We start from the raw sequence: 12,254 nt of genomic DNA, 5'->3' as shown, positions 1-12,254 counted from the left end.
AATAGGCGAGCGGTGAGTGATGACGTCACCAACTTTCCATCAATTGACTATAGCTATAGTTTCTTGTTAAAGTAATGTTATAAGTAATAATTGGGTTGTAGAAATCTATGAATAGTGATAAAGAAAAAATGAATGATGCAAAAGTTAAAGTTACCCAAATTGGTAGTATTATAGGTCGTAAATATGATCAAGAAGAAACCTTGATAGGCTTGGGTTTAAATAAAATGCATAAATCTGTTATTTTAAAAGATACAAGCTCTATTAGAGGGATGATCAGAAAGGTACAACATTTATTAAAAGTAGAAAATATAAATTAGAGTTTATAAAATGAAGTTAAATGAGTTATCTAACAATTTTGGTGCCAAGAGAGATAAAAAAAGGGTAGGACGCGGTATTGGGTGCGGTAAAGGCAAAACATGCGGTAGAGGTGTTAAGGGTCAAAAATCTAGATCTGGTGTAGCTATCAAGGGTTTTGAAGGCGGGCAGATGCCAATGATTAAAAGATTGCCAAAGAGAGGGTTTAATTGTCCTAGTTCTAAGAAATATAATGTAGTGAATATTGCCGATATAGAATTTTTAATATCAGAAAGTCGTTTAAATTCAACGGAAGTTATCACAAAAGATAAGTTAGTTGAAGTAGGGTTAATTAAGAATAGTAAGTTGTTGGTTAAGTTATTATCTGTTAGCAGTGGTGAATTTAATAGTCCCTTATCGTTTCAATTAGATGCTTATTCGGCATCTGCTAAAAAGATAATTGAGCAAGTTAGTGGTCAAATATTGTAATTTATGAGCTTAAAATCCACACAAAAATCTAATAAAGACTTAGCTAATAGAGTTATTTTTACTATTCTAGCTCTTATAATATGTAGATTTGGTTCATTTATTCCTATAGCGGGTATTGATTCGATTGCGTTAAGCAGTGTGGCTGAACAAAACCAATCTGGTTTACTTGGTATGTTTAACATGCTATCTGGTGGTTCTCTAGGTAGGATGTCTATTTTTGCTTTAGCCATTATGCCATATATAACTGCATCAATTATTATTCAATTGATGTCAATAGCCTACAAGCCGTTAGAGAATTTAAAAAAAGAAGGTGAGGCTGGTAAAAGAAAAATCAATCAGTTATCTAGATATTTAACTGTTTTATTAGCTTCTTTTCAGGCGTATGGTGTGGCAATAAGTTTGGAACATGTTGTAACTAATGTTGGACCTGTAGTGATTATACCTGGGCTTTTTTTCAAAGTTACTACTGTTATCACCTTAGTTGTAGGTACTATGTTCTTAATGTGGCTTGGTGAACAGATTACTGGTAGAGGTATTGGTAATGGATCCTCATTGATTATATTTATAGGTATAGTATCTGGAGTACCAAGTGCTATTATAAGTATGTTTGAGTTGTCAAGAAGTGGAGGATTGTCTCCTGTCGTGGTGATGGCTATTTGTTTAGGAGTTATTTTGATTATAGCCATGATAATTTTCTTTGAGAAGGCCCAAAGGAAAGTTTTGGTACAATATCCAAAAAGACAGGTTGGTAATAAGATTTATGGTGGTGATTCAACTCATATGCCTCTTAAGCTTAATACTGCTGGGGTAATACCACCAATATTTGCTAGTGCAATTTTATTGTTTCCGATAACAATAGCTAATTTTTCTAGCAATAATTCGGAAATTATGAATTTAGTAACTTTCCATTTAGGGCATGGAAAACCTCTATATATTTTGCTGTATGTTGCATTGATAATGTTTTTTAGCTTTTTTTATACAGCAATAGTTTTTAATTCAGAAGAAACAGCAAATAATTTGAGGAAATATGGGGCATATATTCATGGAAAAAGACCTGGTAAAAATACTTCGGAATATTTTGATTATTTGCTAACTAGATTAACTGTCATAGGTGGTATATATCTAAGTTTTATATGTATAGTCCCTGAAATGTTAATGAATAAATATTCTGTATCTTTTGCTTTAGGGGGAACAAGTTTTTTAATTGTTGTTAATGTTGTTTTAGATACATTTGCCCAAATTCAAACTCATTTATTTAGCAGTAGATATGAGGGGTTAATAAAAAAAATGAAATTAAAAAACTAAAACTTGTTAGTGTTATACCTGCGTGAGCAGGTATCCAGATTCCCGCCTACGCGGGAATGATGGTATGGACGAGTGAAGCGAAATATGCTTTACTGGTACGGAGTCAGCTGAAAAATAGTTTTCAGCTGCTCCAAATTAAATAATAATTTAATTAATAGGTCCATACCATGATAAATAATAGCATAAAAAATACTATAATAGGAATAGATTTAGCAAAAAATAGTATGCACTTGGTGCAAGTCGATCAAAATGGCAAAAAAATAGGTTATCAAAAAGTTACAAGAGATGAGTTAATAGCCTATTTAAGCAATCTCGATAAAAGTTCATTGGTAGCTATGGAAGCATGTGGAGGAGCTAATTATTGGTCACAGGAAATTGCTAAGCTTGGTTTGCAAGTCAAACTAATGAAAACAAAAGATGTAAAAGTTTATGCTACATCGAAACAGAAAAATGATTATAACGATGCGTTAGCAATATGCAAAGCGGCTCGTGATCCAGAATTAAAAACTGTGCTGCCAAAAAGCAAAGAGGAACAAGATATAAAATTTTTGCATAAAATTAGAAGTAATACGATCAGAGATCGTGTGCAAAAAACTAATTCTACAATATCAAGTTTATGTGAATATGGCTATAATACAAAATTAAGTAAAAATAAATTTTGCAAATCATGTAGGCTGGAGGTAGAGTTAGCGTATAGTAAAGGTTATATAAATTCTGGGATACGGTCAATTTTACTTTTAGAATGTAAAGAAATTGAGGATTTATGTGACAAAGAGAAAACTTTAGAAAAGCTGATTATCAGCAATAATAAGCAAAGTGAGAAAGCTACTAGGTTGCAGACAATTTTTGGCATTGGAGCAATCAATGCTAGTTGTTTGAGTGTAGCCCCAATGGAAAGTTATCCAACCCCGAGGGATTTTGCTGCTTCGCTTGGTTTGGTACCAAAGCAACATAGCTCAGGAGATAAGATAGTTTTAGGAGGGATTACCAAACAGGGAGATAGATATGCCAGAACTATGTTGATTCAAGCCGCAAGGACAATAGCAATAAGAGCAAAAAGTGGTAAGGAATCGAAAGATAAACTAGTGCAGTGGGCAGTGAAGAAATTTGCTGAAAATAAATCATATAATATTATATGTGTTGGTTTAGCAAATAAGTTAGCAAGGATTGCTTATGCAGTAGTCACCAATGGTAGCGAATATGTTGCAAATTAGTTTAGTTGAGAAAAAAGAAGAAACTATGTCAACTAAATAAAAATTGGTAATTGATAAATATTGCGAGTAAAGAATAGTAACAATAAAGAGAACGAAAGTTAAAGAGTTAATGAATAAGTATTCTGAATAAAATCCGTAATTATGTCGAGGCTCTAGAAGCCGTGGGAATGAGAGGTCACTCAAGGATATTTATAAGAATGCAGAAACCATTATGGCACTCGATGCCGAATATATGACCGCTTCCTTTGTGGCTCTATTTTTTTATTTTCTTTGTTGACAAATTCACTCGTCCATATACGTCCATATATGACATTTTGCGTTTAAAGATAGATGTTGTGACTCGGATATATTTCGAACAACCTAGTATTTATAAGCTTTGCAAAAAACTTGATTATCGAGTAATAGACTCTTTGGGTTTGGAGACTGTTTTTTTTGCGATTTTTAAATTGCTTTGTGAATATTTTAGAGTTTTTGTAGCTAATTCTTAAAATAATGTACTTTTATACTTAGTGGTAAGTATATATTATGTTATATATCTAAAGATGGGTTTAAAGTGATTATAGTGCTTATAGGATCTCCTGGCTCAGGGAAGGGAACTCAAGGGCAGTTATTGGCAGGAAAGTTAAATTTACCTCATGTGTCTACAGGTGATATATTTAGACAAATGGTAAAGGTCAATAATGAAGAGGGGTTGTTAATTCAAGAGTATATGGCACAAGGAAAACTTGTCCCTCATAAATTGGTAAATAATGTAGTTAAAAAGTTTTTAACTCAGGATATATATAAAAATGGTTATGTTCTAGATGGTTATCCTCGTAATCTAGAGCAAGCTAGTTTTCTTAGAGAATTCGCTAGTCAAAAGATTAAAGTGGTGTTTTTTGAGATAGACGATCAAGTAATTATTAAGAGGATTTTGGGTAGATTTAGTTGTGCAAATTGTAAACAAATTTATAATAGTTACTTTATTAAACCTAAGATTGATAATGTTTGTGATGTTTGTGGATCGGATAAGTTCATTCATCGACAAGATGATGATGAACAGACTATTAAACATAGAATAGAAGAATATAAGATAGAAACTTATCCGTTACTTAGCTATTATAGAGATAATAGTGAATTCTATGTTGTTGATGCAAGTAAGGATAAGCAAGAAGTAGAAGATGTTTTAGATAAAATGTTAGAAATTATTTGACTTTAAGGGATATTTTTATATTATTCCCTTTTGGTTGTTATCAAAATTTGGAGATTATTTGTGGCAAGAATAGCGAGTGTTAACATTCCAGCAAACAAAAGATTAGTAGTGAGTTTAACATATATTTATGGACTCGGCTCTTTTGCTGCAGGAAAAATTTGTCAAAAGGCTGGGATATCTGAGAGTAAAAGGGTTAAAGACTTAACTGATCAAGAACTTATTGTTTTACGTAGTGTTATTGAAAAAGAATATAAAGTAGAAGGTGATTTAAGAAGAGAAGTAACTCTTAACATCAAGAAGAAAAAAGATATTAGAAGTTACCAAGGTCTCAGGCATATAAGAAAACTGCCTGTGCGAGGACAAAATACTCATTCTAATGCTAGAACAAGAAAAGGCAAAGCTGTTGCAATTGCCGGTAAGAAAAAAGTTACAAAGTAATATGGTATAATAATGAGTCAGTCTAATACTAAGATCAAGAAAAAAAGAAAAAATATCACTCTTGGTGTTGTTCATATAAAAACAACTTTTAATAATACTATTGTGACTTTTACAGATGTGCAAGGCAATGCTATAGCGTTCTCAACAGCCGGTACACATGGTTTTAAAGGGGCTAGAAAAGCTACTCCTTATGCCGCTCAAATAACTGTTGATAAAGCCTCAGAAGCAGCAAAAGAGCATGGTCTTAAAACTGTTTCAATTAGAGTGCAAGGGGCAGGGGTACAAAGAGAATCGGCTATGCGGGCAGTGTTTAGTCAAAATTTTATAGTTACCTCAATTTTGGATGTTTCAGCCGTTGCTCATAACGGTGTTAGATCGCCAAAGAGAAGAAGAGTATAGAGAGATAGGTAGTAAATAATGTTATCATTAAATAAAAACTGGAACTCACTGATCAAGCCTTCGAAGATCGTGTATGACAGTCCTGATAAGAATGCTAATATAGTAAAGATTGTAGTTGAGCCTTTAGAGAGAGGGTTTGGTTTAACAGTAGGTAATGCTATGAGGAGAATTTTGCTTTCTTCTCTTCAGGGTGCTGCAATAACTTCGATAAAGATACCAGGGGTGGTGCATGAATTTTCTGCTATACCTGGTGTTAAAGAAGATTTAGTTGATGTAGTTTTAAATCTTAAGTCCTTAGTCATTAAGATGCATTCTTCCGAAAAGAAGGTTGTAAGATTAAGTGCTACTGGACCTTGTGTGGTGACTGCCGGTATGATTGGGGCGGGTCATGATGTGGAGATATTAACTCCTAATCATATGATTTGTACCTTGGCAAAAGGAGCCCAGCTTGAAATGGAACTAGTGTGTGAGACAGGAAAAGGTTATGTTCCTGCTGTGAGTAATGTTGATTCAGAAGCTGCTATTGGGGTAATCCCAATAGATGCGTTATTTAGTCCTGTAAGGAAGGTTACTTATAAAGTTGATAATACACGTGTTGGTCAGGTTACAGATTATGACAAACTAATTATGACCGTTGAAACTAATGGTAGTATTTCTCCTGAAATGTCTATAGCCCTTGCTGCTAGAATTATGCAGGATCAGTTGCAATTATTTATTACATTTGAAGAACAAATGGAAGATAAGCAGGATAAATTAGAAGAATTATCATTTAATCCAGCCTTGTTGAAAAAAGTTGAGGAATTAGAATTATCTGTCAGATCTCAAAATTGTTTGAAAAATGATAATATAATCTATATAGGAGATCTTGTTATCAAAACGGAAGGAGAAATGCTGAGAACTCAAAATTTTGGTAGAAAATCTCTTAATGAGATCAAAGATATATTAGCCACTTTTGGCTTGAAATTTGGTATGGACGTAGCAGGCTGGCCTCCTGAAAATATTCAGGATTTATCTAAGCGTTACGAAGATCCATATTAATTTAAGGTAACAATATGCGACATAAAATTAAGGGTAGAAAACTCAACAGAACAAGTAGTCATAGGCAGGCGATGTTTGCTAATATGGCTGTGGCACTTGTGATGAATGAGCAAATAAAAACAACTTTACCTAAAGCTAAAGAGCTTAGACCTTATATTGAGGTACTAGTAACTAAGGCTAAGAAGTCTGATTTAGCCACTAGAAGAATGGTGCTTGCTAAAATCAAAGATAAAGTGGCAACTGAAAAACTTATTAGCGTTTTAGGTAAAAGATATAGTGAACGTCCAGGTGGATATACTAGGATAATAAAGGCTGGTTCTCGCTATGGAGATATGGCACCACTGGCTTATATTGAGTTCGTTGATAGAGATGTAAATAGTAAAGGTTGTATGACTCCACAAGCAGAAAGTCATAATCATGAAGAACAAAATTAATGAATCTGTAGGAAAATAATAAATATGGCTAATCATTCATCAGCAAAAAAGGCAATAAGACAAACAATTAAAAAAACTTTAATAAATAAGAATAGAGCGAGTAGAATTAAAACCTATTTAAAAAAAGTTTTGCAAGAAGTTGCTAGCGGTTCAAAAGAATCGGCCAGATTAGCGTTGATTGTTGCACAATCTGAAATAATGAAAGGCGTAACAAAGAATATTATCAAGTTAAATACCGCCTCACGTAAAATCAGTAAATTATCTCAAAAAATTAAAAACATGAACTAGGAGGCACCTGCAATAACTAAAATAATTCTATATTTGGCTCTTTTTGGCTACGAATAAACATGATTTTCTTGAAATAGGTATAGTCAATTGATGGGAAGTTGGTGACATCGTCACTCGTCGCTCGCCTATTACTTATAGGCGTCGCTCCATCGTTCCTAGTACCAAATTCCCCTGAATTGACTATACCTATTTCAAGAAAATCATGTTTATTCGTAGCCAAAAAGAGCCAAATATAGAATTATTTTAGTTATTGCAGGTGCCTCCTAGTCTTTACCTTTACAGTTAAGTAGATTGTTATAGTCAATTCAGGAGAGTTGAATATAGTTATAAGCTCTGCAAAAAACTTGATTATCGAGTATAAGGGGTCATATGCTAAAGATTTCAGCTTTTATTATCACAAAAAATGAAGCCGCTAGAGTGGCAAGAGCTATCAACAGTGTTAAGGGCATTGTCGATGAGATTATTGTTGTTGATAGTGGTAGCACTGATAATACAGTACAAATTGCTAGAGATTTAGGAACCAAAGTAATTTTTAATGAATGGAGTGGTTATGTTAAACAAAAAATTTTTGGTGAAAATTTATGTCAGAATGATTGGATATTAAATATTGATGCTGATGAAGAGTTGTCAAAAGAATTACAGGATGAAATAGAATTTATATTTGCTTCAAATATTCAAGATAATTATTTAGCTTATCGTACTAAAAATGTTATATTGCACCGTAACGATCATAAAGTTCGTCGCTTTGCTCCTTATCATAAATTCATCAGATTATATAATCGTAAATATAGTAGTTTTTCTAATAATATGAGTACTACTACTCATGATTCGGTGTTATTTAACCCAGATATTAACCCACAAGACAAAATCTATGAGTTAAATGGTATAATTTATCATAGGTCTGGCATGTCAATTGAGCAAATGGTAGCTAAGGCAAATTTTTATTCTTCCGAGCAGGCAGAAGATTTCGTCAAACTAGGTAGGAATCCATCAAAAATAAGAATTGCTACAGAAATTATTTTTTATTTTCTAAAATCATTCTTTATAAGACGATATTGGGTATTTGGTTTTGATGGTTTTGTTGACTCTATGATTCTTGCTTTTGGACGATTTATAAGACTCGCTAAAGCAAGAGAGATTTTAAATAATAAAAACATGATAAAAACCAAGAAAACACGGAATTATTAAAATAAGTGCTTGCATAAGGTGAAAAATTAGTGTATGATGCCAACAACAGAATAACCGTATTAAACGGTTTGTTCTGGTAGAATAAAAAAGCAATCATTAATAATTAAGAGGTAAATATGTCATTGAAACAACTTTTTTGTAAAGGATATTACGGTGGTGTATCAGCGTTATTTAAAAAGCATGGCTTATTTCACGCTGTAAAAACAGGTAATATGCATTTAACAAATCATTTACTCACCAAAGCTAATGTAAATAATCAGGATGAAAATGGCAATACTGCATTACACTATGCTATAAAAAATAATTGTTCTGGTATAGCTGAAATGTTATTAGGATGGGAGGCAAACCCAAATGTAACTAATAATAATGGTATGACACCATTAAATATTGCCTCTGCAGACAACCATCCTAATTGTAGAAAAATACTGTTAGATAATGGTGCCAAAATAACAAACGCAGATTTATGGTATGCACTGCGGAATAAGGAGATAGGAACTATGCACGATCTATTAGCCAATAAACAAGTGCATTCATCACCTGAGGTAACTAGGAGTCTAAAAGAATTCACTAAAAATGCAGGCTCCTTATTTGAAGTAATAAAGGATTACTTGAGTGATATTACTATTGATAATCATTTATACGACAATGTACATAATAATTATGTACCATTATTAGCTGATGACATAGTGAATTAACTTGAATTGGCAACGTTATATAGTCAATTGATGAGAAGTTGGGGACGTCGTCGCTCAATGCTCGCCTATTACTTATAGGCGTCGCTCCATCGTTCCTAGCCCCAAATTCTCCTGAATTAACTATAAATCCGATTAGTATTTAACCTCAACGTCATGGCTCAGAGCCACTTTAGTAGCGACTAAGCAATCCAAAAAACTATTAAAAGGATTGCTTCGGAGGCTTACGCCTCCTTGCTAATACTCGATAATCAAGTTTTTTTGCAGATTTGAATAAAATATAGGATCATGGTTGTCATCCCTGCGAAAGCAGGGATCTATAATACCCTGAGGTATTATAGATCCCGCACCGAAGCAGGAATGATGGTATGGACGAGTGAAGCGAAATATGCTTTACTGGTACGGAGTCAGCTGAAAAATAGTTTTCAGCTGCTCCAAATTAAATAATAATTTAATTAATAGGTCCATACCATGATAAATAATAGCATAAAAAATACTATAATAGGAATAGATTTAGCAAAAAATAGTATGCACTTGGTGCAAGTCGATCAAAATGGCAAAAAAATAGGTTATCAAAAAGTTACAAGAGATGAGTTAATAGCCTATTTAAGCAATCTCGATAAAAGTTCATTGGTAGCTATGGAAGCATGTGGAGGAGCTAATTATTGGTCATAGGAAATTGCTAAGCTTGGTTTGCAAGTCAAACTAATGAAAACAAAAGATGTAAAAGTTTATGCTACATCGAAACAGAAAAATGATTATAACGATGCGTTAGCAATATGCAAAGCGGCTCGTGATCCAGAATTAAAAACTGTGCTTCCAAAAAGCAAAGAGGAACAAGATATAAAATTTTTGCATAAAATTAGAAGTAATACGATCAGAGATCGTGTGCAAAAAACTAATTCTACAATATCAAGTTTATGTGAATATGGCTATAATACAAAATTAAGTAAAAATAAATTTTGCAAATCATGTAGGCTGGAGGTAGAGTTAGCGTATAGTAAAGGTTATATAAATTCTGGGATACGGTCAATTTTACTTTTAGAATGTAAAGAAATTGAGGATTTATGTGACAAAGAGAAAACTTTAGAAAAGCTGATTATCAGCAATAATAAGCAAAGTGAGAAAGCTACTAGGTTGCAGACAATTTTTGGCATTGGAGCAATCAATGCTAGTTGTTTGAGTGTAGCCCCAATGGAAAGTTATCCAACCCCAAGGGATTTTGCTGCTTCGCTTGGTTTGGTACCAAAGCAACATAGCTCAGGAGATAAGATAGTTTTAGGAGGGATTACCAAACAGGGAGATAGATATGCCAGAACTATGTTGATTCAAGCTGCAAGGACAATAGCAATAAGAGCAAAAAGTGGTAAGGAATCGAAAGATAAACTAGTGCAGTGGGCAGTGAAGAAATTTGCTGAAAATAAATCATATAATATTATATGTGTTGGTTTAGCAAATAAGTTAGCAAGGATTGCTTATGCAGTAGTCACCAATGGTAGCGAATATGTTGCAAATTAGTTTAGTTGAGAAAAAAGAAGAAACTATGTCAACTAAATAAAAATTGATAATTGATAAATATTGCGAGTAAAGAATAGTAACAATAAAGAGAACGAAAGTTAAAGAGTTAATGAATAAGTATTCTGAATAAAATCCGTAATTATGTCGAGGCTCTAGAAGCCGTGGGAATGAGAGGTCACTCAAGGATATTTATAAGAATGCAGAAACCATTATGGCACTCGATGCCGAATATATGACCGCTTCCTTTGTGGCTCTATTTTTTTATTTTCTTTGTTGACAAATTCACTCGTCCATATATGACAAAGAAGTGTAGTTGTTACCCCTGCTTCGGTGCGGGGTCTAGATTATAGTACCCTACAATTTTGAGAAGATGAAGAAGAATGGTTGATTTAGAGTGGTGTGAAGTAGTATAAGGTAGGTATTTTTATAACAAAATGCATAATATAATACTTCAAGAATTGATTTTATATATAGACGGAAATAAATCAAGATTAAAATATTTGGTTGGTATGGTAATTAGTTTGCTGACGGGCAGCTCAATTTATCAAAAAGGTTTAGCACTTGGTATTTTAGGTGATGCTAAAGCGACGTCAAAAACTCATAGAATTTATCGTTTTTTAAAAGATTTTAATTTTGATTATATGAAGGTTGGCTATTTGCTATTAAGCTTTTTTGCTTCAAAAAATTATGTCGTAGCAATGGATAGGACAAGTTGGAAATTTGGTAAATCCGATATTAATATTTTATTTTTAGTAATGGTAATTGGTAAAATATCGGTGCCAATATTCTGGAAGACTTTGTCGCATGGTGGCGGGTGTTCTGCAGAATTTATGAAGGAATTTTTACAGAAATTTATTAATAATTTTGGCGTTGAAAGAATAAAATATTTGCTTGCTGATAGAGAATTTATGAATAAAGAATGGTTAGACTTTCTGATAAATAACCATCTAAAGTTTGTTATTCCATTAAAAATGGATCATAAAATTCGTCTTACAAAAGGTTTAAGAACTTTAACCATTGAAAGAATATTTAGTGATGTTAAAGCCTTAGAGTATAGGGCTTGTAGTGGTATATTATGGAATAGAAAGGTTAATTTTACCGCATATAGAAATGATAAGAGCGAGCTGATGGTTCTGGTGTCTTCAATTGAAATAGAGCAAGATATTTTTGCTTTATATAAATTTCGTTGGAGTGTTAACGACTATTTTTGCACCTAAAAAGCGGTGGTTTTGATATTGAAAAAAGTCACATTGTAAAATTGGATAGATTTGAAAAATTATTAGTGATAACTGCTATTGCTTCAGCTTTAATAGTCAAAAATGGAATAATACAAAATGCCTTAAATCTCATCCGAATAAAACGGTACAAAACCATTGAAAGACAATTGTTTTCATTATTTACCTATGGCTTTGATCATATCAAAAATGCTTTTTATCAATCTACAACAGCCATAACGCAGCTAATATCCACATTATTAATACCTCCCAAACAAAAACTTTTTTCTATCCTAATACCATCTTTACAAAAATTGTAGGGTACTATGGGTCTAGATTCCCGCCTACGCGGGAATAACAAATTTTGCGTTTAAAGATAGATGTTGTGACTCGGATATATAGTCAATTCAGGAGAATTTGGGGCTAGGAGCGATGGAGCGACGCCTATAAGTAATAGGCGAGCATTGAGCGACGACGTCACCAATTTCTCATCAATTGACTATATTCAAATTTCCTTCAAACAACCTACTATTTATAAGCTCTGCAAAAAA

At 33.0% G+C, this 12,254-nt stretch carries 17 protein-coding genes; 16 read left to right on the top strand and 1 reads right to left on the bottom strand.

The genetic code is table 11. The annotated features are described in order from the left end of the window. Positions 1-128 precede the first annotated feature (128 nt). The 10 genes from rpmD to rpsT all read left to right on the top strand — a co-directional run bounded on the left by rpmD (position 129) and on the right by rpsT (position 7,091). Entirely contained in the window at positions 129-317 is a 189-nt protein-coding gene (rpmD, locus tag NBW66_RS10415; protein WP_410520958.1) for a 50S ribosomal protein L30, read from the top strand. Between the two features lie 10 nt (positions 318-327). Then, a complete protein-coding gene (rplO, locus tag NBW66_RS10410) occupies positions 328-783 on the top strand; it encodes a 50S ribosomal protein L15 (protein WP_250310934.1) in 456 nt (151 codons plus the stop codon). 3 nt (positions 784-786) lie between these two features. Continuing rightward, positions 787-2,088: a preprotein translocase subunit SecY gene (gene secY / locus NBW66_RS10405; protein WP_250310933.1), complete on the top strand. Its 1,302-nt coding sequence runs from the start codon at positions 787-789 to the stop codon at positions 2,086-2,088. A gap of 167 nt (positions 2,089-2,255) precedes the next feature. Next, on the top strand, positions 2,256-3,302 hold the full coding sequence (locus NBW66_RS10400) for an IS110 family RNA-guided transposase (protein ID WP_250310795.1): 1,047 nt from the start codon (positions 2,256-2,258) through the stop codon (positions 3,300-3,302). A gap of 553 nt (positions 3,303-3,855) precedes the next feature. Next, positions 3,856-4,494, top strand: coding sequence for an adenylate kinase (locus tag NBW66_RS10395; protein WP_250310932.1), 639 nt, complete (start codon positions 3,856-3,858; stop codon positions 4,492-4,494). Positions 4,495-4,554: 60 nt separating this feature from the next. Further along, entirely contained in the window at positions 4,555-4,932 is a 378-nt protein-coding gene (rpsM, locus tag NBW66_RS10390; protein WP_250310931.1) for a 30S ribosomal protein S13, read from the top strand. A 12-nt stretch (positions 4,933-4,944) separates the two neighbouring features. Continuing rightward, entirely contained in the window at positions 4,945-5,331 is a 387-nt protein-coding gene (gene rpsK, locus NBW66_RS10385) for a 30S ribosomal protein S11 (RefSeq protein ID WP_250310930.1), read from the top strand. An 18-nt stretch (positions 5,332-5,349) separates the two neighbouring features. Then, positions 5,350-6,369 (top strand): DNA-directed RNA polymerase subunit alpha, encoded by a 1,020-nt coding sequence (locus tag NBW66_RS10380; RefSeq protein WP_250310929.1) that lies wholly within the window; start codon positions 5,350-5,352, stop codon positions 6,367-6,369. A 14-nt stretch (positions 6,370-6,383) separates the two neighbouring features. Continuing rightward, positions 6,384-6,803: a 50S ribosomal protein L17 gene (rplQ, locus tag NBW66_RS10375; RefSeq protein ID WP_094648910.1), complete on the top strand. Its 420-nt coding sequence runs from the start codon at positions 6,384-6,386 to the stop codon at positions 6,801-6,803. Between the two features lie 24 nt (positions 6,804-6,827). Then, on the top strand, positions 6,828-7,091 hold the full coding sequence (gene rpsT, locus NBW66_RS10370; RefSeq protein ID WP_250310928.1) for a 30S ribosomal protein S20: 264 nt from the start codon (positions 6,828-6,830) through the stop codon (positions 7,089-7,091). Positions 7,092-7,107: 16 nt separating this feature from the next. On the opposite strand, the gene NBW66_RS10365 is transcribed toward rpsT, so the two are convergent. After that, entirely contained in the window at positions 7,108-7,311 is a 204-nt protein-coding gene (locus NBW66_RS10365; protein WP_250310927.1) for a palindromic element RPE2 domain-containing protein, read from the bottom strand. Between the two features lie 149 nt (positions 7,312-7,460). Here NBW66_RS10365 and NBW66_RS10360 point away from each other — a divergent pair, with 149 nt between their 5' ends. From NBW66_RS10360 to NBW66_RS10330, 6 genes are all read left to right on the top strand, one after another. Then, the gene (locus tag NBW66_RS10360) at positions 7,461-8,279 is read left to right on the top strand and encodes a glycosyltransferase family 2 protein (protein ID WP_250310926.1); all 819 of its coding nucleotides are present in this window, start codon (positions 7,461-7,463) and stop codon (positions 8,277-8,279) included. A 116-nt stretch (positions 8,280-8,395) separates the two neighbouring features. Further along, positions 8,396-8,974: an ankyrin repeat domain-containing protein gene (locus NBW66_RS10355; protein WP_250310925.1), complete on the top strand. Its 579-nt coding sequence runs from the start codon at positions 8,396-8,398 to the stop codon at positions 8,972-8,974. Between the two features lie 468 nt (positions 8,975-9,442). Beyond that, entirely contained in the window at positions 9,443-9,646 is a 204-nt protein-coding gene (locus NBW66_RS10345) for a hypothetical protein (RefSeq protein ID WP_250310719.1), read from the top strand. Between the two features lie 18 nt (positions 9,647-9,664). Beyond that, positions 9,665-10,489, top strand: coding sequence for an IS110 family RNA-guided transposase (locus NBW66_RS10340; RefSeq protein ID WP_284346677.1), 825 nt, complete (start codon positions 9,665-9,667; stop codon positions 10,487-10,489). Between the two features lie 434 nt (positions 10,490-10,923). Further along, positions 10,924-11,706: a transposase gene (locus NBW66_RS10335; protein WP_250310924.1), complete on the top strand. Its 783-nt coding sequence runs from the start codon at positions 10,924-10,926 to the stop codon at positions 11,704-11,706. Continuing rightward, positions 11,697-12,023 (top strand): hypothetical protein, encoded by a 327-nt coding sequence (locus NBW66_RS10330; protein WP_250310868.1) that lies wholly within the window; start codon positions 11,697-11,699, stop codon positions 12,021-12,023. The genes NBW66_RS10335 and NBW66_RS10330 overlap by 10 nt, the downstream gene beginning before the upstream one ends. The last annotated feature ends 231 nt before the right edge of the window (positions 12,024-12,254 follow it).

This window comes from Rickettsia endosymbiont of Oedothorax gibbosus, assembly GCF_936269705.1.
Classification (GTDB): domain Bacteria; phylum Pseudomonadota; class Alphaproteobacteria; order Rickettsiales; family Rickettsiaceae; genus Tisiphia.
Note: the sequence above shows the minus strand (reverse complement) of the source record. Positions and strands in the feature narration are given on the sequence as shown.